At 63.1% G+C, this 21,691-nt stretch carries 20 protein-coding genes and 2 tRNA genes; 6 read left to right on the forward strand and 16 right to left on the reverse strand.

The features are described 5' to 3' along the window. Position 1 precedes the first annotated feature (1 nt). Entirely contained in the window at positions 2 to 1,438 is a 1,437-nt protein-coding gene (locus CHB99_RS16535; RefSeq protein WP_042126344.1) for a coniferyl aldehyde dehydrogenase, read from the reverse strand. 64 nt (positions 1,439 to 1,502) lie between these two features. Beyond that, entirely contained in the window at positions 1,503 to 2,195 is a 693-nt protein-coding gene (locus CHB99_RS16540; protein ID WP_042126342.1) for an OmpW/AlkL family protein, read from the reverse strand. Between the two features lie 178 nt (positions 2,196 to 2,373). Here CHB99_RS16540 and CHB99_RS16545 point away from each other — a divergent pair, with 178 nt between their 5' ends. Both CHB99_RS16545 and CHB99_RS16550 read left to right on the forward strand, forming a co-directional pair. Next, positions 2,374 to 3,378: an AraC family transcriptional regulator gene (locus CHB99_RS16545; RefSeq protein WP_167335872.1), complete on the forward strand. Its 1,005-nt coding sequence runs from the start codon at positions 2,374 to 2,376 to the stop codon at positions 3,376 to 3,378. Positions 3,379 to 3,699: 321 nt separating this feature from the next. After that, positions 3,700 to 4,890: an MFS transporter gene (locus CHB99_RS16550; protein WP_042126338.1), complete on the forward strand. Its 1,191-nt coding sequence runs from the start codon at positions 3,700 to 3,702 to the stop codon at positions 4,888 to 4,890. A 42-nt stretch (positions 4,891 to 4,932) separates the two neighbouring features. Here CHB99_RS16550 and CHB99_RS16555 read toward each other — a convergent pair whose 3' ends face one another. After that, positions 4,933 to 5,715 (reverse strand): SDR family NAD(P)-dependent oxidoreductase, encoded by a 783-nt coding sequence (locus CHB99_RS16555; RefSeq protein WP_042126335.1) that lies wholly within the window; start codon positions 5,713 to 5,715, stop codon positions 4,933 to 4,935. 220 nt (positions 5,716 to 5,935) lie between these two features. Here CHB99_RS16555 and CHB99_RS16560 point away from each other — a divergent pair, with 220 nt between their 5' ends. Then, on the forward strand, positions 5,936 to 6,841 hold the full coding sequence (locus CHB99_RS16560) for an NAD-dependent epimerase/dehydratase family protein (RefSeq protein ID WP_042126333.1): 906 nt from the start codon (positions 5,936 to 5,938) through the stop codon (positions 6,839 to 6,841). A gap of 78 nt (positions 6,842 to 6,919) precedes the next feature. Here the strand turns inward: CHB99_RS16560 and CHB99_RS16565 are convergent, their stop codons facing one another. Further along, positions 6,920 to 8,140: a maltoporin gene (locus tag CHB99_RS16565; RefSeq protein ID WP_042126331.1), complete on the reverse strand. Its 1,221-nt coding sequence runs from the start codon at positions 8,138 to 8,140 to the stop codon at positions 6,920 to 6,922. Here CHB99_RS16565 and CHB99_RS30345 point away from each other — a divergent pair. Then, the gene (locus tag CHB99_RS30345) at positions 8,139 to 8,267 is read left to right on the forward strand and encodes a hypothetical protein (RefSeq protein WP_281177155.1); all 129 of its coding nucleotides are present in this window, start codon (positions 8,139 to 8,141) and stop codon (positions 8,265 to 8,267) included. The genes CHB99_RS16565 and CHB99_RS30345 overlap by 2 nt on opposite strands. 170 nt (positions 8,268 to 8,437) lie before the next feature. On the opposite strand, the gene CHB99_RS16570 is transcribed toward CHB99_RS30345, so the two are convergent. The 8 genes from CHB99_RS16570 to CHB99_RS16605 form a co-directional block, all read right to left on the reverse strand. Beyond that, on the reverse strand, positions 8,438 to 9,418 hold the full coding sequence (locus tag CHB99_RS16570) for a transketolase family protein (RefSeq protein WP_042126329.1): 981 nt from the start codon (positions 9,416 to 9,418) through the stop codon (positions 8,438 to 8,440). 2 nt (positions 9,419 to 9,420) lie between these two features. After that, on the reverse strand, positions 9,421 to 10,299 hold the full coding sequence (locus CHB99_RS16575; RefSeq protein WP_042126327.1) for a transketolase: 879 nt from the start codon (positions 10,297 to 10,299) through the stop codon (positions 9,421 to 9,423). Between the two features lie 38 nt (positions 10,300 to 10,337). Continuing rightward, entirely contained in the window at positions 10,338 to 11,456 is a 1,119-nt protein-coding gene (locus CHB99_RS16580; protein ID WP_042126325.1) for an LLM class flavin-dependent oxidoreductase, read from the reverse strand. A 72-nt stretch (positions 11,457 to 11,528) separates the two neighbouring features. Then, positions 11,529 to 12,326 carry an SDR family NAD(P)-dependent oxidoreductase gene (locus CHB99_RS16585; protein ID WP_052419468.1) on the reverse strand — a complete coding sequence of 266 codons (798 nt, stop codon included), beginning with the start codon at positions 12,324 to 12,326 and terminating at the stop codon, positions 11,529 to 11,531. 9 nt (positions 12,327 to 12,335) lie between these two features. Next, entirely contained in the window at positions 12,336 to 13,832 is a 1,497-nt protein-coding gene (locus tag CHB99_RS16590) for a sugar ABC transporter ATP-binding protein (RefSeq protein WP_042126323.1), read from the reverse strand. Positions 13,833 to 13,846: 14 nt separating this feature from the next. After that, the gene (locus CHB99_RS16595) at positions 13,847 to 14,779 is read right to left on the reverse strand and encodes a sugar ABC transporter substrate-binding protein (protein ID WP_052419467.1); all 933 of its coding nucleotides are present in this window, start codon (positions 14,777 to 14,779) and stop codon (positions 13,847 to 13,849) included. A gap of 47 nt (positions 14,780 to 14,826) precedes the next feature. After that, the gene (locus CHB99_RS16600) at positions 14,827 to 15,780 is read right to left on the reverse strand and encodes an ABC transporter permease (protein ID WP_042126395.1); all 954 of its coding nucleotides are present in this window, start codon (positions 15,778 to 15,780) and stop codon (positions 14,827 to 14,829) included. 80 nt (positions 15,781 to 15,860) lie between these two features. Next, positions 15,861 to 16,379 carry a flavin reductase family protein gene (locus CHB99_RS16605; protein WP_042126321.1) on the reverse strand — a complete coding sequence of 173 codons (519 nt, stop codon included), beginning with the start codon at positions 16,377 to 16,379 and terminating at the stop codon, positions 15,861 to 15,863. Positions 16,380 to 16,584: 205 nt separating this feature from the next. Between CHB99_RS16605 and CHB99_RS16610 the strand changes: the two genes are divergently transcribed. After that, positions 16,585 to 17,517: a LysR family transcriptional regulator gene (locus CHB99_RS16610; RefSeq protein WP_042126319.1), complete on the forward strand. Its 933-nt coding sequence runs from the start codon at positions 16,585 to 16,587 to the stop codon at positions 17,515 to 17,517. Between the two features lie 44 nt (positions 17,518 to 17,561). Here CHB99_RS16610 and CHB99_RS16615 read toward each other — a convergent pair whose 3' ends face one another. After that, positions 17,562 to 19,079, reverse strand: coding sequence for a xylulokinase (locus tag CHB99_RS16615; protein WP_167335871.1), 1,518 nt, complete (start codon positions 19,077 to 19,079; stop codon positions 17,562 to 17,564). Positions 19,080 to 19,119: 40 nt separating this feature from the next. After that, entirely contained in the window at positions 19,120 to 20,025 is a 906-nt protein-coding gene (locus CHB99_RS16620; RefSeq protein ID WP_042126317.1) for a LysR family transcriptional regulator, read from the reverse strand. A gap of 243 nt (positions 20,026 to 20,268) precedes the next feature. Here CHB99_RS16620 and CHB99_RS16625 point away from each other — a divergent pair, with 243 nt between their 5' ends. Continuing rightward, the gene (locus CHB99_RS16625) at positions 20,269 to 21,204 is read left to right on the forward strand and encodes a TIGR03571 family LLM class oxidoreductase (RefSeq protein WP_042126315.1); all 936 of its coding nucleotides are present in this window, start codon (positions 20,269 to 20,271) and stop codon (positions 21,202 to 21,204) included. Positions 21,205 to 21,377: 173 nt separating this feature from the next. On the opposite strand, the gene CHB99_RS16630 is transcribed toward CHB99_RS16625, so the two are convergent. Both CHB99_RS16630 and CHB99_RS16635 read right to left on the reverse strand, forming a co-directional pair. Next, positions 21,378 to 21,453: transfer RNA gene (locus CHB99_RS16630), tRNA-Gly, on the reverse strand. An 85-nt stretch (positions 21,454 to 21,538) separates the two neighbouring features. Further along, positions 21,539 to 21,615, reverse strand: a tRNA-Pro gene (locus tag CHB99_RS16635). Positions 21,616 to 21,691 lie beyond the last annotated feature (76 nt).

Here is a 21,691-nt window from a genome sequence, read left to right on the forward strand (position 1 = left end):
GTCAGCGCGGCTTGCCCAGATAGACGCGCAGGACCAGGCGCTGCACCCAGCGACCGTAGGGCGGATAGAACAGCTGGATGGGGAACCAGCGCTGACGCTTGAACACCGCCTTGCCGTGGGACAGGCTGCGGAAACCCTCCTCGCCGTGGTACGAGCCCATGCCCGAATTGCCCACGCCGCCGAACGGCAGGTCGTGCTGCAGGACGTGCCAGGTCCAGTCGCCCAGGGTCACCCCGCCGCTGTGGGTCCGCTCCAGCACGCGCCGGGTCTGCTCGGGACTCAGGCCGAAGGGATACAGCGCCAGCGGTCGTGGCCGCGCCTGGATATAGGCGATCGCCTCGTCGAGATCGCGGTATTCGAGAACCGGCAGCAGCGGACCGAAGATTTCCTCGCGGGCCACGCGCATCGCCTCGGTCACACCGGTGATCACCTGCAACGGCAAGCGCCGCGAGGATACCCCCGAGCCCCGGCACGACAGCACCTGCGCGCCCTTGTCCCGGGCATCGTCGAGCAGCGCCTGCAGCCGCTGGGCCTGACGTTCGTTGATGATGCAGGTGTAGTCCGGGCTGCCGACCGGGTCTGGATGCAAACGCTCGAACGCGCGCCTGACCGCCTCGGCGAACAGCCCGGCCTGGCCTTCGGCAACCAGCACATAGTCGGGCGACACGCACACCTGGCCGGCGTTGAAGCTCTTGCCGTGGGCCACGCGCGCGGCGACCTCGTCCAGATCGGCGTCCTCACCGACCAGCACCGGCGACTTGCCGCCCAGCTCCAGCGTCACCGGTACCAGGTGCTCGGCAGCGGCCTGCATCACCTGGCGCCCGACCTGCGGCGCGCCGGTGTACACCAGGTGATCGAAGGGCAAGCGGGTGAACGCCTGGGCACTGGCCAGCTCGCCGCCAAACACCGCGACCTGGTCTTCGTCGAAGACCTCGGCGAGCATCTGCTGCAGCACCTGGCGGCTGCGCGGGGAATATTCCGAGACCTTGATCATCGCCCGGTTGCCGGCGGCCAGCGCGGCGATCAGCGGGCCCAGGGTCAGGTAGAACGGGAAGTTCCAGGTCCCGACGATACCCACCACGCCCTTGGGCTGGTACTGGACCCAGGCGCGGTTGCCGAAGAACAGCAGCTCGGTCTTGCGTCGCTCGGTCTTCATCCAGCGCCGCAGATGGGCCATGGCGTGGCGGGCCTGAAGGATCGTGCCGAGGACTTCGATCTGCAGGGTTTCGAATGCCGCGCGCCCGCCGAAGTCGGCTTCGAGGGCGTCGACGATGGGCTGCTGGTAACGGCGCAACGCGCCGATCAGGCGCTTGAGATTGTCCAGGCGGACGCGCTGCGCGGGATAAGGGTGGGCGTTGAACGCCTGGCGCTGGCGCTGCAGCAGCCGTTGCATGCGCTCGATTTCCTGAGCGTCCTGGGCGTGTGACAGATCGTTCATGATGCTTCCTTCCGGGTGTGATTCGGTGTGCGCGTGCAGGCGCTTGAGAGAGACAGGGGCTGGGTCAGAAGCGATAGCCGACGGTGAACGAATACACGTCCGGATTGGCCTCGATATCGATCTTGCGCTTGACCTCGCCCAGCCCCGGGGTCTGGGTCCTGATGGTGGCGGTGGTGTCGATCCAGTAGCGCGTGTAGGCGAAGCCGACGCTCCAGTGCTCGGCCAGGGGGATATCCACGCCGACCTTGGCCACCGCGCCCCACGAGTCATCCAGGTGGGAGGAACTGGACGTTCCGCCGAAGGCCGTGGTGTAGGCGCGGGTCATCTTCTCTTCGCTGAACCAGGTGTAATTGACGCCGAGTGCCACGTAGGGCGCCACGCCCAGCACCTCGAAGTTGTAGGCCAGCAGCAGGGCGGGAAACCAGGCCCGGGCGCTGCCGACCTTGCCCAGTGGCGCGGCGACACCCGCACCGTCGAAATCGATGACCGGCGGCGCGCCGGCCTGCAGCACCAGGGACCAGGGCCCGCTGAGATGGCGCTCGTAGACCAGCGCCACGGTGCCGCTGTCGCGGACCACGGACTGGACATGGGCGGGGGTGGTGCCGGGCATGCCGGTCATGTCGGCGGAGTCGGTGTTGAACTGCATGTCGGCATAGCCGATGCGCACGGCGTTGCGCGGTTCGGACTCGCTGGCGTGCACGCCTGCCGGCAGCAGAATCAGGGAAGTCGCCAGCGCTGGGGCGAACATGGATTTCATAGTGGCCTCGGAATTTGTTGTTATTGTTCAGGGGTACTACGGCTGTCGATGCTGAGGCGCGGGGTCGTCTGGCGGGAGGTTGCAACGTGCCAATGTGCGGGTTAATTTCCGCCATCGCTGAAAGGGAGGTCGTCGGGTGACACGGTTGATCGTCGGTTCATACGGAAAGCCCGAAGACGTGCCACGGCACAACCTGCTCGGCGTGCCGGCCCTGGCCGCGGAACTGCAGGCACAGGGCCTGAACGCGGAGGAATTGCTGAGCGGCACCGAGCTGTCGCTGGCACACCTGCGAGATCCCGAGACGCGGATCTCGCACCGCCAGAAGATGGCGATCTTCGCCAACATGCGCCGCCTGGCCACCCATGCCGACAGCGGTCTGCGCGCCGGCGCGCGGCAACGCATCAGCGATTTCGGCATCCTCGGCTACGCCTTGCTGAGCAGTGAAACCTTCGGCCAGGCCGTCGAATTCGGTATCCGGCACATTCGCCTGCTGGGTCCGGTGTTCGAGAAATCCTTTCGCCAGGACGGTGCTGAAGGCGCATTCGCCGCCCAGGGTTTCTACCCCCTGGGCGAGCTGATGCCCCTGGCGACGGAGTTCTGGTTCGCCTCGATCCACACGCTGGTCGAGTGCGTTCTGGAAAAGCCGTTTCCCGCGCTGCGGCTACTGCTGCCCTACTCCGCACCGGCCTACTGGCGACGCTACGAAGAGGTCTTTCGCTGCCCGGTGGAATTCGACAGCGGCGTGATGGAATTGCGCTTCGATGCCGCGGTGCTGGAACAGCCCTGTCCGAACGCCAACCCCATCACCTCGGCGATGTCGACGGGGTTCTGCCAGGAACTGATTGCCAACCTTCCGCAGGAATGCGACCTGATCGAGTCGGTGCGCCTGGCCTGCCTCAGTCGCAGCGGACGCTTCCCGGGGATCGACGCCGTGGCCGCGACCCTGAACATGTCGACGCGCACCTTGCACCGACGCCTGTCCGAGCATCAGCGCACCTATCAGAGCGTCCTGGACGAAGTCCGCTGCGCCCTGGCCATCGAGTTCCTGCAGCAGAGCGACATGCCCATGGACGACCTGGCCGCCCAGGTCGGCTTTTCCGACGCGGCCAACTTTCGCAAGGCGTTCAGGAAATGGACCGGGCAGTCGCCGGGGGACTTTCGCAAGAAGGTGCGTGGGGAGTGATCGAGGCAAAACGCGACATTGCGGAGCTCGCGTCTCCCACTGGCTCACGCCGGGGGCAGTTGCTCAATCGAGGGCCTGGCGGCATATGACACATGAGCCAATTTCCCTTGTGTGAATCACACTCACAAATGATGTGCCAGCCCACTGGATACTCATCCTCCACCTCATCCCGCACAGTAGCGGCCGTTGACGCCAGATCCATGCGTCTCACCGGGCCACAACCATAACCTCCAGCCCGGCCGCCTCCCCCGCCCGCACAAGAACCAGAACTCCGGCGAAGGCACCTTTTCGTCTTGCGATCTTGAATCCGGAGTACTGAGCATGAGCAGATTCAGCACCGGGCTGCATCCCGGCATCCTCACCCTGGCGATCACCGCCTTCGCAATCGGCGTCGCCGAATTCATCATCGTCGGCATTCTGCCGTCGATCTCCACAGCCTTTTCCATTTCCCTCGCCAGCGCCGGCAGCCTGGTTGGGTTGTATGCCCTGGCCTTGGCCATCGGCACGCCGTTGATCGTCATCGGCCTGGGCCGTTTCCCGAAAAAAACCGTGCTGATGATGCTGATCGGCGTGTTTCTGCTGGGGAACCTGGTCTCGGCCCTGGCGCCGAATTACCCTGTTTTGTTGCTGGGGCGCATCATCACCGCGCTGGCGCACGGCAGCTTCTTCGCCATCGGCGCTACCGTGGCCGCCGGTCTGGCACGAGAGGGCCAGGCCAGCAAGGCAATTGCCGTGATGTTCGCCGGCCTGACACTGGCGATGGTCATCGGTGTGCCGCTGGGCAGCTACCTTGGCAACGCCTTCGACTGGCGCCTGCCGTTCCATGCTGTGGCGTTGCTGGCCCTGATTGCGCTGCTGGCCACCGCCGTCTGGTTGCCGCGAGCGCCGGCCAGCAAAGCCGGCAATGCCCTGGGGCAGTTGGCTGCACTGCGCAGCCCGGCGATCTGGGCGATGATGTCGGTCACTGTCCTTGGCTTCGGTGCGAGCTTCTCGGCATTCACCTTCATAACGCCAATCCTGACAGACATCACCGGGTTCTCGGCCAGCAGCGCCAGTGTGCTGCTACTGGTGTTCGGTGTGGCGACCATGATCGGCAACCTGCTGGGTGGCCGGTTGTCCGATAGCCTGGGATGGGAACGTACCCTGCGCCTGCTGTTCGGCGTATTGGCCCTGACGTTGGTAGCACTGGCGCTGTCGCTGCAGTACAAAGTCCTGATGGTCATCACCCTGTTCGTCTGGGGCATCGTTGCCTTCGGCATGACGCCCGCGTTCCAGACCGGCATGTTGTCCACCGCCCGGTTGCATACACCCACGGCAGTAGACTTCGCCTCGGGATTGAACATCTCGGCATTCAACCTGGGCATCACCCTGGGCGAACGGGCAGGTAGCGTGCTGGTGGAAAACGGCGAGCTGGCGATGACCCCCTGGGCTGGTGTGGCTGCCGCCGTGCTGGTGAACCTGCCGCTGACCTGGTTGCTGTGGCGCCGGAAAGTGACCATGGCGACCTGCTGATCGGCGCTGACCGAGTCGCTCCGCAACAGGCCGCAACCGCGATCAAAGTATGCTGCGAATAGTCCCGCCCTCCACCCGCATTGCCATGCCATTGAGCGCGGGCGATGCGGCCAGGTGCACCACACTGCGGGCCACCTCCTCCGGCTCGATCATGCGACGGATCAACGAGGTGGGTTCGGTCTGGTCGAAGTAATCAGCCACCACCTGCTGCGGGCTGATGCCCTTTTCCTCGGCGATCTCGGCATGGTAACGGCGCACCGCCTCAGTGCTGGTGGGCCCCGGCAGGATGCTGTTGACCCGCACCGCGCTGCCCTTGGTCAGTTCGGCCAAGGCACGGGATATTCCCAGCAGGCAAGACTTCATGGCACCGTAGTGGACCATCCAGGGCTGCGGCTTGACCCCCGACTCGCTGCTGATGAACACCACCGAGCCCTGTCCCGCGGCCAGCATGTCGGCCAGCACCAGGCGCGTCATGCGCACCGCCGTCATGACGTTCACATCGAAGTAATGAAACCACTGCGTGTCGTCGGTCTCGAAGAAGTCGCGCACCTCGAAGATGCCGACACCGTTGATCAGGTAATCGATCGGGCCGTTGCGCCGCGCCTGCTCGACAAGGCGCTCGGCAACCCCAGGTTGGGTCAGATCGCCGGCGAGACCGCTGCTGCGGGGGCCGAGGGCTTCGCACGCTTCGGCGACCATTGCCTCGGTCAGCCCACTGACGACCACATTGGCGCCTTCGTCCAGGAAACACTGGGCAATGGCCCTGCCAATACCGGTGGCGCCGCCGGTGATCAGAACATTCTTGCCGGTCAGTTGGTAATCCATGATGTCGTACCTTTTGTAGTTGTTCTTGCCAGGAATCTATTACGAATCGGCGCGACAGCCGTATTCACTTCCCGTGCAAACACAATTCAGCAAACGTTGATACGAATCGACGTCACAAGAGTTGTGCGTGGTCAGCGACTGGTCGCGCCTTCGGCAAGTTCTTACCGTAGGGCTGCAATCCAGATTGCTTCCCTCCACTCATCAACAAGAAAGGTCCACGATGAAAATCTTCATTACCGGCGCTTCGGGCTACATCGGTGGTTCGGTAGCCAAGTACCTGGCAGACGCCGGGCACGAAGTCACCGGGCTGATCCGCGACCCTGCCAAACGCGATGCCCTGCAAGCCCTGGGCATCACCCCAGTGCTGGGCACCCTGGATGACACCTACATCCTCACCCAGCAGGCCCAGGCCGCCGACGCCGTGGTACACACCGCCGACTCCGACCACCGGGCCAGCGTCGAGACCTTCATCAACGCCCTGCGCGGCAGCGGTAAACCGTTCATCCACACCTCCGGCTCCAGCGTGGTCGGCGACGACGCGCGCGGTGCCTACGAACGGGAGGCGATCTTCACCGACGAGACGCCGTTCGAGCCGATGGACATTCGTCGCGACCGTGTAGCGATCAACCAGCGAGTGCGCAATGCCGGCGTGGAACTGGGCATCCGCGCCATCGTGTTCTGCCCGACCATGATCTACGGCGATGCACTGGGCCTGCCGACCGCCAGCGACCAGTTGCCCAAGCTGCTGGCCAAGTCGCGTCAGTTCAGCGCTGGCGCTTACCTGGGCGCAGGCGTACACCGGTGGTCCAACGTACACATCGAGGACCTTGCCGAGCTGTATCGACTGGCATTGGAAAAAGCACCTTCGGCGTCGTTGTTCTTTGCGGAAAACGGCGAGGCTTCGTTCCTCGAGATCGCGACTTCCATCAGCCATGCACTGGGCTTCGAAGGGCGTATCGAGAGCTGGCCGGCGGACGAGGCGATTGCCGAGCTGGGTGACTGGGCACGCTTTGCGATTGGCTCGAACAGCCGCGTACGGGCGGTAAACGCGCGGCATCTGCTCGGCTGGCTGCCCAAGCGTGAGTCGATTCACCAGTGGTTGCGCTCTACCAGCGTGCATTGGTAAGCCAAGCGGTTCAGTCAGTCCCCCCCTCGGAGGCAAACAGGCGGGTGCAGGTCACCCCGCACCCGCCACACTAGCGCCTCACTTCCACCAATACTCCACCTGCACCCCGAAGTTACTGCCATGCAGCGCATTGCCGAAAGCTCCGCTTTCAGACAGCGCCGAGCCCGCTGCAAGCTCATTGGCGGCACGCTGAGCTGCCTGGTTCCAGCGCGCATGGGTGTAGTAAAGGCGTATCTCCGGTCGCTGCCAGAAGCCCGGCCCTGCCGGTGACCACGTGGGAGCGACGGTGAACTTGGTCAACGTGCGTGTGCCGCCCGGGGCATCGATCTGGTCGCGGCCAAGCTCCGTGATCAGCTTGAACTGCTCGCTGAACGCATACACGGGGCGCACCCCCAGCGACAGCCAGTCCTGGTCATTTCCATCAGGACGGCGGTCCTTCTGGTAGACCACCTGGAACTGCCCGCCGAAACGCGGCGTCAGTTGCCAGTCAAAGTACTCTACCGCGCGCCAGCTCTGGTTGCCGTTGTCCAGGGCAGGATCACCGGTGTAGCCCAGGGCGGTGCCGGGCCCACGGCCGTACTGCAGGGCGAACGTGTTCAGCCCGCCGAGAAAACCCTTCTGCTTGTGCTGCGCTGCCACTGACCACCCGCTGTGGGCGTCGCGGCTGTCGGGTCGTTGCAGATAACTCAGGCCGAACTCCAACTCTCCCCCCGAGTTGCTCTTGAAGCCACCGACATTGAAATCGTGGCGGTTGATGTAGGGTTCCTGGAACAGGTTGTCCTTGCGCGAGAAAACGTAGCTGTACGTGAGGTCGCCAATGGCCACTTGGTCAAATCCGAAGCCTGTGGCGCTCTGGTTCCAATAGAAATAGTCGGAGATGTGAATGTCGTTGCGTCGGTAGTAGCGCCGGCCGGCCCAGAACGCACCACCGTTGAGTACCGGCATGTCACGCCACTGGGCGTACATCTGCACCATCCGGGAATAGCCGTGCTCGCCGGTGAACTGTGGACTGTGGCCATAGCCAGCGAACAGCTGGGCCATACCCTCCACACTCAGGGTCGAGCCGTCGCCAGGCTTGATCAGGTCTTGAGCCAATTGCAGTTCGGCAAGCTGTTCGCACTCGTTGCCCAAGCGGTACTTCGAAGGTGAGCCGGGAAGCTGAAAGCAGCTCTGGCTGCCGCCACTGGAGGCGCCGCCGACGCCGGTTCGGAAGTAGCCGGTGAACTCCAGGGAATAGGCCGGCGATACGACGGTAGCCAGGGACACCCCGGCAAGGGTGGTGAGGAACTTCAGTTTCATGGTGGTGCTCCGCTTTGTTGTTGTTTTGTTGCGGGCGATCAGTTTTCTGCGGGCGACGGCTGTCCGTGGCGAGGACGTCAGACACGCGCTCACCCGCCGCACGATCGCGGCGAAAATCGTTTATTGAGGGTCTGTAAGGGACGTCAGTCGGAGGAAAGGGTCATGGCCTTGCACTCTTGTTGTTTTATTCGGGCAAGATCTGGGGGATAGCAGGGCAAGCCCTGTCGGGTGTGGCCAGCACGCCCCTGCAACGGTCGTGGCAATCGTTGCGGGAGCGTGCTGGCCCTGGGCTTCAGGTCAGTCGATCAACTCTCGCGCCACACTCTCGACGCCTTCGGCATCCAGCCTGTAGTGACGGTAGAGGTGGGTGGGCGGCGCGATCAGGCTGTACTCGTCATAGATGCCATGACGGCGGATGCGCGTACCGATGCCAGCCTCGGCGATCACCTCGCACACGGCGCCCCCCAGGCCGCCGATGATGTTGTGCTCCTCGACGGTCAGGATCGCCCGGCTCTGGCGCGCCACGCGCAGCACAGCGTCCACATCCAGCGGTTTGACCGTGGTCATGTCCAGTACCCCCACCGAACGACCCTGGGCATTCAGTGCCTTGGCCGCCTGCAGCGCTGGATGCACGGTCGAGCCTGTGGCGATGATGGTCAGCTCGTCACCGGTAAGCAGCGTGGTGGCCTTGCCGAACTCGAACACAGGTTCTTCTTCGTACACCACCGGGTCTCGCCCGCGCTGGATGCGGAAGTAGATCGGCTGCGGGTGATTGGCCGAAGCCTTGATCGCAGCCTTGAGCTGGTTGGCATCGGCCGGTGCGACGATGGTGATGTCAGCAATCGCGCGCATGATCGCCAGGTCTTCGGTGGCATGGTGCGAGGTTCCATAGAAGCCCAGGGATATCCCGGCGTGGTGGCCGATCAGGCGCACCGGTAGCGCCGAGTAGGCGACATCCATGCGAATCTGCTCGCAGCACAGGAGCGGCAGGAACGAGGCAAAGGTGGCCACGAACGGTTTCATACCGACCGCAGCCATGCCGGCTGCGCACGACACCATGTTCTGCTCGGAAATACCGAACTGCACGAAGCGCTCCGGGTAGTGCTGAGCGAACTTGGCCAGGCCGTTGGAGTACTGAAGGTCCGCGGTACCCGCGACCACCGGCTCGCCCTGCTCGACCAGGGCCAGCAACGCATCGGACAGCGCGTCCAGGCCAGGCGTCTGGGTATTGAGGGCACGGTACTGCCAGGAATTGGGGGAAAGGGGTGCAGTATTCATGGTCAGATCACCTTGCTCTTGATTTCGTCGATGGCGCGCTGCGCGTCTTCAGGGTCCAGATAACCCAGGTGCCAACCCGGCTCGGTCTCCATGTACGAGACACCTTTGCCCTTGAGGGTCTGGGCAATGATGCACACCGGCTTCTCGCGGCCCTTCTCGGCCTTGATGCGGCGCAACAGTGGGGTCAGCGCGGCCAGGTCGTGGCCATCGACGTCATGGACATCCCAACCGAACGCGCGCCACTTGTCGGCCAGCGGCTCGACACCGATGACGTCGTCGACGCTGCCGTCAAGCTGGAAACCATTGCGGTCGACGATTGCCACCAGGCTGCCGACCTTGTGATGCGAGGCAGCCATGGCCGCCTCCCATACCTGGCCTTCCTGCATCTCACCGTCGCCGAGCATGACGAAAGTGGTGAAGTCCTGGCCGAGCATACGCCCGGCCATCGCCATGCCCAGCCCGCCCGATAGCGCGTGGCCAATGGAGCCGGAGGAGAAATCGACACCCGGCACCTTGCGCATGTCCGGGTGGTCGCCCAGCGGGTTGCCCAGGCGGGTGTAGCCATCGAGGATCTCCTTGTCGAAGAAGCCCCACTCCACCAACACCGGGAACAGGCCCACGGCGGCGTGGCCCTTGCCCATCATGAAGCGGTCGCGCAGCGGCCACTTGGGCTCGCCATGCCGCAGGGACATCACGTCGTAGTACAGCGCGGCGAACAGCTCGGCGGCGGAAAACACCGACGTGTAATGGCCAACCTTGGCGATCTCGATGAGGCGGATGGTTTCCAGACGGATGAACTGCGCCTTCTCGCGCAAGCGTGCCAGCTCGGTGGGCGTGAGGGCGTACTCATCGGTGTTGCTCGGATCAACTGCTAGGGTCATGTTGCACCTTGGATCGGTAGTCTGTCAGAAGGCGCCGGTCAGGCGCTGACGGCCATTGCCGCATCGAGACGCGGCTGCATGTAACGGCTCAGTCGTGGCATCACTTCACGGGCGGTCAGTTCCATCGAACGGCGCCACAAGGCCTCGTCATCCCATTCGTGGAACGTGGTCATCAGGGTGCCGAACGGGCCGGTCCGCTCGCTGAAGGCGACCAATTGATCGACCACGCTGTCGGCATCCCCGTAGATCACCATCTCGCGGATGCAGTGATCGACGGTGACCTCGGCATCCGTCATGTCAGGGCGGGTCTTGAAGATCTGCATGTAGTTGTTGCTGGCGAGGTTATCGATCATGTACTCGAAGTAACGCCGCAGGGTGCAGTTCGGGTCGGCCAGGTAGTCCTCGGCCTGGGCCCTGGAGTCCGCGACGAACACCGAGCGCGCCACTCGCCAGTTGCGCGGGTCGGCCTGGTGGCCGGCCTCCTCGGCCCCCTTGAGGTAAGCCTGCCAGTGCGACGCGACCGTGGCGGTCGGGTTGAAGTTCGCGGACATCAGGTCCCAGTCCTTGCTGCCGGCCAGTTTCGCAGTGCCGGAGAACGGGCTCATGGCGGTGGTGGCAGGGCGCGGGAACGGATGCTGGAACGGCTTGGGCATATAGCCGATCTCCAGCTCATGATTGACGGTATTCACCAGCGAAACGTCGAAGAACTCGCCAGAGAACTGGTAGGGCGCATTGCTGCTCCAGATCTTGCGGATCATCTCGTAGCACTCGACCATCATCCGGCCACGGTCCTTGCCGTTACTGCCATAGACTTCAAAGTCGGAGGCCAACCCCCCTGGGCCGATCCCCATGATGAAGCGGCCACGGCTCATGTGGTCGAACATGGCAGCGTCGGCGGCAATGCGCGCCGGGTGGTGGTGCGGCAGGTTGAGCACGCCGGTGCACAGCTTGATGCGCTGAGTCAGCGGGATGAGTGCGGACATGAACTGCAGGGCGTTGGTAATCGGCTCGGTACGCTGTGAGGTGTGCTCACCGATCCACATTTCGTCGTAGCCGACCTGATCGGCGTGGACGACACAGGCAATGTCCTGGTCGTACATTTCATGGTAGTCCCAGCCCTTGTGGTGCAGAGGCTGCATGAACATCGCGAGTTTCATGGTGGTTCTCCTTTATCAGGCGATAGCGTGCCCAGACACCCACACGGGCGCCTTGGCGGTGGGGCGAGGGCGTCAGCTGCCGTGCAGCAGCCAACCGCCGTCGACCGTGATGTCAGTGCCGGTGAGGTAAGAGGCCAGGGGTGAGGCCAGGAACAACGCCACGTTGGCGATTTCGTATGGCTCCCCGGGGCGGCCCAGCGGGATGTTTTCAAGAACGCGGTTGTGCTGGTGCTGGCGGAACAATTCAGGTTCCAGGTTGCCCGGTGTTGCGGTCAGCCCGGGCGAGATGGAGTTGACCCGGATGCCATGACGACTCAGGTCCTTGGCCAGGCTGCGCGTCATGGCCAGGATCGCTCCTTTGCTGGTGTCATAGGTCACATGGTTGGCCATCGGTCGATGGCCGCATACCGAGGACAGGTTGATGATGCTGCCGCCCTCCCCGTGTCGGCGGATCTGTGCCTGGGCGCACTGGGCGCCGAAAAAAGCGGCGCGGGTATTGATTGCCTGCATGCGATCCCAAAAGCCCTCGTCCACCTCGTCGATGGACTTGAGTGGGTAGATGCCAGCGTTATTCACCCAGATGCGCAGCCTGCCCTGCCCGCTCGCTTCGGCCGCGAGCCGTTCGAGTTGCTCACGGCAACTGACATCGGTAGCGACGAAGTGCACGTCCAAGCCTTCGTCCACCAGTTCATCGGTGCGTTCGCGGGCCAGACTGCCGATCACCACGCGAGCACCCGCCTGGGCCAGGCGCCGGGAAATGTCCAGGCCGATACCAGAGCTGCCGCCGGTGATCACGGCCACTTGGCCGCGCAGGTCCAGCAGGCTCTCGAACGGCGTCTCGGGAAGGTGCTGGTATTCGATAACGTCCATCGGCACTCCTCAGGCAGTCGCCAGGGCCATGATCTGCTGCGGTGCGACTTGCTCACCGTCGAGAATGCCCTGGCAACTGCCACGGGCCATGACCATCACACGGTGGGAAAGGCCAATCACCTCGTCCAGGTCCGAGCTCACCACCACCACGGCCGCGCCACTGGCGGCGAGGTCGGCGATCAACTGGTAGATCGCGGCGCGGGCCCCCATGTCGATGCCACGGGTCGGCTCGTCGAGGATGATCACCTTGGGCTGACGGGCGATCCATTTGGCGATCACCACCTTCTGCTGGTTGCCGCCGGAAAGCTTGTCCAGAGGCTTGCCCGGATCACCCTTGACGCCCAGCGTGGCGATGCGCTCGCTGGCGAAAGCATCGATTCTGCTGCGCGTCAGCAACCCTCGAATACCGAGGCGGTCAAGGTTGCAGTAGGCCAGGTTCTCGGCGATCGAATGGTCCAACACCACGCCTTCGGCCTTGCGGTCCTCGGGCACCAGCACCACGCCGGCGTCAATCGAACCGCGCACACCGTCCAGACGCAGGACCTGACCGTCGACTGTCACCTCGCCGCTGGCCACCGGGTCGACCCCGGCAATGGCCCGGATCACCTCGCTACGCCCGGCGCCGACCATACCGGCGATGCCGAAAACTTCACCGGCGCGCACCGAGAACGAGATGTCCTGAAAGCGCTGGTTGCGGCAGGTCAGGTGACGCACCGTCAACACTTCTCGGGCAAGGGGCGCTGCGATCACCGGGAACAGCCGCTCGATCGAACGGCCGACCATCTGTGCCACCAACACGCCCACCTCAACATCCGCTTGAGCGTGATGGGCGACCAGGTGGCCGTCCCGCATCACCACGATGCGGTCGGCGATACGGCCGATTTCTTCCATTCGGTGGCTGATGTAGATGAACGACACGCCTTCGCGCTTGAGCGCCTCGATCTGCTCGAACAGCCGTTCAGTCTCCTCCCCGCCCAGCGCAGCGGTGGGCTCGTCAAGGATCAGCAGCTGCGAGTTCAGGGTCAGGGCTTTGGCGATTTCCACCAGTTGCTGAGCGGCAATGCTCAGCTCGCGTACCAGTGTGTCCGGCGAAATGTCCAGGCCCAGGCGCTCGAGCTGCACCTGTGCCTCGTGGCGCATACGCGGGCGGTCCACTACGCCATTGCGGGTCGGCAGATGGCCAAGGAAGATGTTCTCCGCCACGCTCAGCTCAGGCAGCAGCTGAATTTCCTGGTGGATCATGATCACCCCCAGGGCGATGGCATCCTTCGGGCAGGTCGGCGCATAGGGCTGGCCCTCGAGGGTCATGCGGCCACGGCTTGGGCACAGGGAGCCGGCGATGATCGACGACAGCGTGGACTTGCCAGCGCCGTTTTCGCCGAGTAGCGCCACCACTTCACCGCGGCCGATTTCCAGGCTGATGCTCTCCAGCACACCGATACCATTGAATGACATCCCCAACTGGTCGGCGCTGAAGAATGGCGCGTGCGTGCTTGCCATTTTCATGCTCGGCATCCTTCTCATGGGTGGCGGGCGATGAACGTCTCGACGTTCTCGCGGGTAGTGACGAAAGCGGGCAGCGCCTGATGCTTCTCCACCGGCGCGCCAGCCTTGAGGGCAAGCGCAGTGCGCAGGGCGATACGGCCCATCTCCACGGCTTGCTGGGTGATGGTCATGTCCATCTTGCCGTCACGGACCGCCTCCAGCGCGGGACGCAGGCCGTCGTAGCCGAAAATCCACACCTTGTGCTGCACGTTGGCCACGCGCACGGCCTGGGCGGCGCCCAGGGCCGGGGCATCCGAGCGGCCAACGAAGACATCGATCCGCGGATGTTTCTGCAACATGTCCTGGGCCACCTTGAAGCCGTTGTCCTGCAGCCAGTCGGTGGGTTTGCGATCGATGATCACCATGCCCGGGGTCTTGGCCAGCTCGACGTCGAAGCCGTCGGCGCGGGTCTTCTCGGTGGTGTCGCCAAGGGTGCCCTGGAGCAGGCCGATCTGCGCCTTGCCACCGGTCAGTTTCACCACCTGGCGCGCCAGCTCGGCGGCGGCAGCGGTGTTGTCGGTGGAGACGTACGCATCACACTCGACGTTCTTCGGGAAGTTATCGACGCACACCACCGGTACACCCTGCTGTTTGGCCAGGCGTACTGGTACCGCCGAGGCAGCAGAGCCGGTCGCGGTGTACAGCAGCACGTCGATACCTTTGCTCAGCAAGTCCTGGATCTGGCTGACCTGACGCGCGGCGTCGGCCTGCGCGTCAACGACCAGCACCTCCTTGATGCCATCCTTGGCGGCCTGCTCCAGCACGCCGTCACGCACCATCAGGTAGAACTCCCATTGCAGGCTGGGGATCGACATACCGACTTTCAGCGGTTTGCCTTCAGCACTGGCCAGGGCGGGCAGCAGCAACAGGGCAAGAAAAACGCGCACGCGCGAAGAGAAAACGTTCATTACACGCCTCCAGAATTGTTCTGATTGTCAAAGGCTGATGTGGGGGGTTACGCGGTCTTTCGCTTCATGGCATCGAGCATCACTGCAGCGGCAATGACAGCACCAATGATCACTTGCTGGACGAAGGGCGAGATGCCGGCCAGGTTCAAGCCGTTGCGCAGTACGCCGATGATCAGGACGCCCACCAGCGTGCCGACCACGCTGCCAGCGCCGCCCTTGAGGCTGCCGCCGCCGATCACCACCGCGGCGATCACATCCAGTTCGTAGCCGACCCCGGCGCCGGCGCCGGCAGTGTCAAGGCGCGAAGTGAGGATGACCCCACCCAGCGCGGCGGTGATGCCGCAGATCACGTAGACGATGGCGGTATGGGTCTTGACCCGGATGCCCGACAGCTTGGCCACCTTGGCGCTGCCGCCGATGGCGTAAAGGCTGCGCCCGGCCACGGTAAAGCGCAGCACGAACCAGAACAGCAGGGCCAGAACCACGAAACAGGCCACCGTCAGCGACACCACGCCGGCGTAGCGGATGATGGAAAGGTTGCCGAACCATTCCGGAAAGCCGCTGATCTGCGTACCGTCGGTAACCATGTAGGCCAGGCCACGGGCAACCGACATCATTGCCAGCGTGGCGATGAACGAAGGCAGGCCGGCACGCACCACCAGCATCGCAGTGACACCGCCGCAGGCTGCACCAGTCAGCAGTGCCGCGCCGATTGCCAGGCCCATGGGCAGACCCATGACGTGTTCGGCCCAACTCATGACCATGATCGACACGGCCAGCACCGCCCCGACTGACAGATCGATTCCGCCGATCAGGATAACCAGTGTCATGCCCAATGCCATGATGCCCAGCACGGTCACCTGATCGAGGATATTGAGGAGGTTGCTCAAGGTGAGAAATGCGTCGGTGGTCAGGCTGAGCACCACGCACAGAAGAACCAGGCCGAACAACGGACCGGTGATACCCGACGCCTGGGCGTTGAGCTTGAATGAAGGTGGCATCAGGCGCACCTTGGAACTGAAGCCATACATACGAACACCACTTCTTGTATTTATTTGAGGGGTACGAGCATTGAGTGCAGTCAGGCTGCCAATTCCCTGAAGCGCCCACCCATGTACACGAGTGGCGACTCCAGCGACTGGGTCATGACGTTCACGACATTGCCAATGAAGATGGTGTGAGAGCCGTATTCCACCTCCTGGACGACTTCGCAGAAGATCGAAGCCTGGGCGTCGGCCAGGTAGCGCAGCCCGTTGACGCCTACCGCCCAGTCGCCATCGACGAAACGCCGGTCTCGCAGTTCAGGCTTGCTGAAAATGGCGCACAGGGCCTCATGCTCCTTCTGCAGCATGTTCACGCAGAACAGGCCGGATCGTTTGATAATGGGTGACGCACTGGAACTACGGTTGACGCAGACCAGCGCAGAGGCGGGATCCATCGAAACCGAGGAGAAAGCTGTGGCAGCCAGGCCGTGCGGGCAGCAGTGCTCGTCGACCGTGGTGACCAAAGTGACCGATGAGGCGAAACGCCCCATGGCGCTGCGAAACAGATCGGCGACATCCTGATTGCCGTGGATGGTTTGATTCGATGCAACTGACATCATTCAACTCCTCTTAGCGTTGAGCCTGTTGCCATGTTAAGGAGCGTTCTTGCCTGACAAGTATTCGATTTTCCCGGAATGACTTTTCAGAGAACTTGAAAGGCCCTCCCCTGTATTCGCCGCCTTCAAGCCATTACATTGCCAACCTTTAAGCAGGCGTGAAAAATGATGCCCTGGCACGCGATGACGACAACGAGGTGACACCATGGCAGACAGGCTCCAGGACCTACGGCTGTTCAGGCTGGTGGTACAAAGCGGTTCATTGTCGATGGCTGGGCGTCAGCTTGGCCTTTCACCAGCAGCCATGAGCGGCCGCCTCAAGTCGATGGAGGAGTTCTATGGTCTTCGTCTGCTCAAGCGCAACACACGTGGGTTGAGCCCCACCGCCGAAGGCTTGTACCTGTTCGAGGCGGCGCAGAAGATCCTGGAGGACGTGGAAGCGCTCGACAGCGTCATCCGTGGTGGGAGTGCACAACTGCGTGGCACGATCGGCGTTACCTGCCCCACCGACCTGGGCCGCCAGTGGGTCAGCCAGTTGGTCGACGCCTTCGTCGAGGAACACCCCCATGTCACCGTGCGGCTGTTCTTCACCGACCGCTTGCTGGATTTCGTCGAGTCCGGCTCGGACATCGCGATCCGCTACGGCAACCTGCCTGACAGTACCCTGGTCGCGCGTTCGCTGGGCGGTGACCGTCGCATTGTCTGCTGCTCGCCGGATTACCTGGCACGCCACGGTGCGCCGCTGTGCCCGGAGCAGTTGCTGGAGCACAACTGCCTGATTCATCTGCAGGCGGATTTCCCCCAGGACAAGTGGCGTTTCACTCGTGACGGGGAAACGTTTTCGGTGCACGTCCGGGGTAATCGCCTGGTCAACGATGGCTTCACCCTGCGCCAATGGGCGCTGCAAGGGCTGGGGATCGCCTGGAAGTCTGTCTGGGAGGTTGCCGAAGATATTCAGGAACAGCGGCTGGTTCCGTTGCTGGAGGATTTCAGCTGCCCAGCGACCGGCTTCCATCTGCTGACTGAGGGCGGTAAGAAACTGCCCCAGCGGGTACGGGCGTTCGTCGATTTCGCAGTGCGTTATTTCAACGAACTGGAAACACCTGCGCGCCACCTGCTCAGGCCCGTGGGACATTGAGGGTTCGAGAAAGCCTGCAACCGCGATGAAGCCAGCAGACCGGTTTACAGGGATGCCAGCCTGGCCATGTCTCGGAACACCGGCCCGAGTGCTTCCAGCATCCTGCCGTACACCTCCCGCCGTTGCTGGTACAACCCGTGCTTTGCTTTGTCCGGCAACGTGACCCCATTCACCGGCCCCGCCACCCGTCCGGCAGCCTTGTTCAGGTCGGTGAATACCCCAGCTCCGTGGCCAGCCAACAGCGCCGCCCCCCGGGCCGCCGCCTCGAATACCCCGTGACGACGATAGGCCAGCCCTAGCACGTCGGCCTTGACCTGGTTGAACACCTCGCTCGAGGCTCCCCCGCCTACCACCAGCACACCGCCCTCGACGGGCCTCAATCCGGTACCCAGCATGGCCTCCAGAAAACTGGCGTACTCAAAGGCGGTGGCCTCGACCATCGCCCGTTGCATGTCGGCCAGGCCGTGCTGCCAGGTCAGGCCAACAAAGGCTCCGCGCATATCCGCAGACAACGGTAAATGACGGCCGCCCATGTGCGGTACGAACAACAACGGTGGCACCCGGGTGAGTTCTCGCAATGCCGCGCTGACAGCCTGAGGCGGGCGGGCTTCGCCCCGCAGCGACTCCAACCAGTCACAGCACAACCCGCCGCCACCGACGTAGCCGGCGCTGTAATAGAGTCCCGGTATGCAGTGGCGCAGCGTCAGCAATGTGTGGTGCTGGTCGTCCACGGTGAAGTCGCCACGTACCGCGCAGAACACCGAGCCGGTGCCCGCAATGTCTACGAGCTGCCCTGGCACTGACACGCCACTGCCGAGCAAGGTCGCGGCGATATCACCGCATCCGGCGAAGACCGGCGTACCCTGAAGAAGACCCAGCGCCTGGGCTATGTCGCGGCTCAAACCACCGATCCGCTCCCACGGTTCCACGACGCGCGGCAGGTGCGCAGGATCGAGCTCCAGGGCCCGGACCAAGTCAAGGTTCCAGCCGCCGGAGGGAACATCGGCAAAACAGTTGAACCCCAGGCAAGTGGTATCCATGAACGCCGCTTGCCCAGCCAGCCCACACAGCCGTCCGGCCACTAAGGCACAAGGGACCGTCAGCTTGCACAAGCGCCGGTAGAGATCAGGCTGTTGCTGGCGGATCTGCAGCCACCTGGCACCGTGGCTGGCGATCAGTTGGCTGCCCGAGCGCGCCACGATCTGCCGCTCATGCGGCCGTAACAAGGCCACGCTTGAGGCACAGGACAGGTCGAGCCATGCATCGCAGGAAGTAGCGGGGTCACCCATGGCATCCACCGCGCAGAGTCCGGCCATCTGCCCACACAATGCGATTCCGGATACCTGCGCCGGGCTCGCCCGGGCTTCGTCAAGTGCTTGCCGGATGGCCGCCAGCGGTGCGTCGAGAAACCCCTCCCGAACCATGCCCTGCCCGGACCGCCGCGCCATCGGCACATCGCCCACTCGTGCGACACCACGCAAGGTGCCCTGGGCATCGAGAGCCACGGCTCGGGTGCTGGAGGTACCAAGATCGACACCGATGAGAATCGCCTGGCTGCTCACGTTGCGCACCCCAAGCAAAGTGACCGAAGCACGGCCACGGTCATTTGACGTGCACGTGCTCGACGAGAAAATCCAGCACCGCGCGAACCCGAAGCGGCACATAGCCATCCTGGCCGACGAACACTGCATGCACCTCTTCCAGGTCGCCTGGGTTGTACGCCTCCATCACCGGCACCAGACGCCCCTCGGCGATGTCCTCGCGCACCCGGAAGGCGGCCAACCTTGCCAACCCTGTGCCATTGAGCGCCAGGCGGCGCAAGGCTTCACCATCGCTGGCCTGAACGCTGCCGGCCGTGACTACCTTGATCACCTGATCACCCTCCCGCAGGGGCCAGCCATTGAAGGCTCGCGCATAATTGGCCGTCAACAGGTTGTGGCGCTGCAGCGCTGCGGGACCGTCCGGAATGCCATGAAGTTGAAGGTAACCGGGCGCGCCAACGATCACCATACGCGTATGGCCAAGCTTGCGAGCGATCAGATTGGAGCTTTTCATGGGGCCTGCTCGTACAGCGATATCGGTACGCTGACCGACTACGTCGATCACCTCGTCGGTCAGCACCAGATCGAGCTTCACTTCTGGCAGGTGCTCGATGAGCAGTGGGACCAGCGGCAACAGGTAGTGATAACCGAAGGCCATGTTGGCATTGATGCGCACCCGTCCTCGTGGCGCATCCTGGGAGGCGACGTTGCGCTCCAGTTCGTCCAGATCGGCGAGTAGACCCATACCACGCTCGTAGTAAGCGCGACCCTCATGGGTCAGGCTCAGCTGGCGGGTCGACCGGTTGAACAGTCGTGAGCCCAATCTCCCTTCCAGGCGTGCAACCAGCTTGCTCACCGCCGAGGGCGTTATACGCAGGTCTCGCGCCGCCGCCGAGAAGCTTCCGGCCTGGACGACACGCACGAAAACCTCCAGCTCACCGGAGCGGTTGATATCAAGTCGGGCCATTGCTGATCCTTGGGCACAAATAGGAAAAGGTTAACGTGCGACGTGAGGGCTGGGCAGGCGGTGACCGGTTAAAACTGTTTTCGAAACAACTGAAAAGTGTGGCAACTCCCTCCACAAGGGGCGATTGACGTCCCAGCTCCTGATACGAACTCAATTCACAATTGATTTGAATTATCTGGGTCTACTGCACAACCCGGAGCCGTCTTAGGCTGGACGCCATTTCTTGTCTTGCGATCCTTAGCCATGAATCCTACTTTGCAGAAACTTGCCTCTGGCGGCCTGAGCATCGGCCTGGAACTTCCTTTGGACAACGATTGGAACAGCGTACGCGAGCAGTCTCGGCAGCAGGCAGGGACACCGTTCGGGATACCCGATCTAACCCACCACGCGCGCCTGGCCACCCTCGCCGACCGCCTGGGATTCCGAGCTCTCTGGGTACGTGACGTGCCCCTGTACGATCCAAAATTCGGCGATGCTGCACAGGTATTCGAGGTCTTCACCTACCTGGGTTTCCTGGCCGGGGTGACCAGCAAGATTCTTCTCGGCACCGCCGCCGTGGTGCTACCGATCCGCGAACCGTTGCTGACCATGAAGGCGGCTGCCAGCGCAGACTGGCTAAGTGGCGGACGCTTGCTGCTGGGGGTGGCCAGTGGTGACCGACCGGTGGAGTATCCTTTGTTCGGCCGCGACTTCGATACCCGTGGCGAGACGTTTCGACAGCAAATCACCCTGCTGCGTGAGTGGCGCAGTGCCGATCTACCCGCGGGCGTCGAAGTACTCCCGAGGCCGCGCCAGCCTTTACCGCTGCTAGTGGCGGGCCTGGCACAACAGAGCCCGGCCTGGGTCGGCGAGCACTTGGACGGCTGGCTGGCCTACCCTGGCACTCCGGCCGAACACCTGCATCGCGCGGGGGTGTGGCGTGACGTGGCGGGAGACAAACCATACGTGTCGTTCATTCACCTGGACCTGGATGAAAACCCCGAAGCGCCGCTGGAGCGTCACCGCTTCGGCTGCAAGGTCGGGCGCAAGGGGTTGATTGCAGAACTCGAGGCCATGCACGCGGCAGGCGTGGCGCATATTGGTCTACATTTGCGGCACAACCGGCGCCCGCTGGACCAGACACTGGAGGAGTTGGGAACATTCGTGCTACCGCATTTCCATGGGAAGCCGCGTGTTTAATAGTGCCCGCGCTTCGTCGCGACGAGTCCGCACATCTCATTCTGGCCTCGAATCCAGCCTTGAAATATCCGGATACTGCCGGTTCTCGGTGGTTTTCGCTGGAACGAAAAAAGGGCCTTTCGGCCCTTTTTCAACGACTTACAGACTTCCAAGGAACCCTGTAGATCTATATTTGGAGCGGGAAACGAGACTCGAACTCGCGACCCCGACCTTGGCAAGGTCGTGCTCTACCAACTGAGCTATTCCCGCAAATCAGGTTCCAGCGGTCAAAAAGCATCACCACTGGATAAAAAAATCCAGTTACCAATCAGTAACTGGATTTTCTAGGGATTTTTGGTCGGGACGGAGTGATTCGAACACTCGACCCCTTGCACCCCATGCAAGTGCGCTACCGGGCTGCGCTACGCCCCGACTGAATTCTCGATGCTGCTGAGAACGTTGAAGAATCTACCTTAAGCTTTTGAATTTTGGAAGGATTATTTTCATT

The sequence above is a fragment of the Pseudomonas japonica genome, from assembly GCF_900188455.1.
In the GTDB taxonomy this organism is placed as follows: domain Bacteria; phylum Pseudomonadota; class Gammaproteobacteria; order Pseudomonadales; family Pseudomonadaceae; genus Aquipseudomonas; species Aquipseudomonas japonica.

What these genes read in the sequence shown, in the direction of transcription:
- CHB99_RS16585 (WP_052419468.1), bottom strand. Translation starts at nt 12,326, where the DNA reads ATGGACGTTATCGAATACCAGCACCTTCCCGAGACGCCGTTCGAGAGC.
- CHB99_RS16595 (WP_052419467.1), bottom strand. Translation starts at nt 14,779, where the DNA reads ATGAACGTTTTCTCTTCGCGCGTGCGCGTTTTTCTTGCCCTGTTGCTG.
- CHB99_RS16575 (WP_042126327.1), bottom strand. Translation starts at nt 10,299, where the DNA reads ATGACCCTAGCAGTTGATCCGAGCAACACCGATGAGTACGCCCTCACG.
- CHB99_RS16560 (WP_042126333.1), top strand. Translation starts at nt 5,936, where the DNA reads ATGAAAATCTTCATTACCGGCGCTTCGGGCTACATCGGTGGTTCGGTA.
- CHB99_RS16550 (WP_042126338.1), top strand. Translation starts at nt 3,700, where the DNA reads ATGAGCAGATTCAGCACCGGGCTGCATCCCGGCATCCTCACCCTGGCG.
- CHB99_RS16535 (WP_042126344.1), bottom strand. Translation starts at nt 1,438, where the DNA reads ATGAACGATCTGTCACACGCCCAGGACGCTCAGGAAATCGAGCGCATG.
- CHB99_RS16540 (WP_042126342.1), bottom strand. Translation starts at nt 2,195, where the DNA reads ATGAAATCCATGTTCGCCCCAGCGCTGGCGACTTCCCTGATTCTGCTG.
- CHB99_RS30345 (WP_281177155.1), top strand. Translation starts at nt 8,139, where the DNA reads ATGGTGGTGCTCCGCTTTGTTGTTGTTTTGTTGCGGGCGATCAGTTTT.
- CHB99_RS16620 (WP_042126317.1), bottom strand. Translation starts at nt 20,025, where the DNA reads ATGGCCCGACTTGATATCAACCGCTCCGGTGAGCTGGAGGTTTTCGTG.
- CHB99_RS16580 (WP_042126325.1), bottom strand. Translation starts at nt 11,456, where the DNA reads ATGAAACTCGCGATGTTCATGCAGCCTCTGCACCACAAGGGCTGGGAC.
- CHB99_RS16610 (WP_042126319.1), top strand. Translation starts at nt 16,585, where the DNA reads ATGGCAGACAGGCTCCAGGACCTACGGCTGTTCAGGCTGGTGGTACAA.
- CHB99_RS16605 (WP_042126321.1), bottom strand. Translation starts at nt 16,379, where the DNA reads ATGTCAGTTGCATCGAATCAAACCATCCACGGCAATCAGGATGTCGCC.
- CHB99_RS16570 (WP_042126329.1), bottom strand. Translation starts at nt 9,418, where the DNA reads ATGAATACTGCACCCCTTTCCCCCAATTCCTGGCAGTACCGTGCCCTC.
- CHB99_RS16625 (WP_042126315.1), top strand. Translation starts at nt 20,269, where the DNA reads ATGAATCCTACTTTGCAGAAACTTGCCTCTGGCGGCCTGAGCATCGGC.
- CHB99_RS16565 (WP_042126331.1), bottom strand. Translation starts at nt 8,140, where the DNA reads ATGAAACTGAAGTTCCTCACCACCCTTGCCGGGGTGTCCCTGGCTACC.
- CHB99_RS16600 (WP_042126395.1), bottom strand. Translation starts at nt 15,780, where the DNA reads ATGCCACCTTCATTCAAGCTCAACGCCCAGGCGTCGGGTATCACCGGT.
- CHB99_RS16555 (WP_042126335.1), bottom strand. Translation starts at nt 5,715, where the DNA reads ATGGATTACCAACTGACCGGCAAGAATGTTCTGATCACCGGCGGCGCC.
- CHB99_RS16590 (WP_042126323.1), bottom strand. Translation starts at nt 13,832, where the DNA reads ATGAAAATGGCAAGCACGCACGCGCCATTCTTCAGCGCCGACCAGTTG.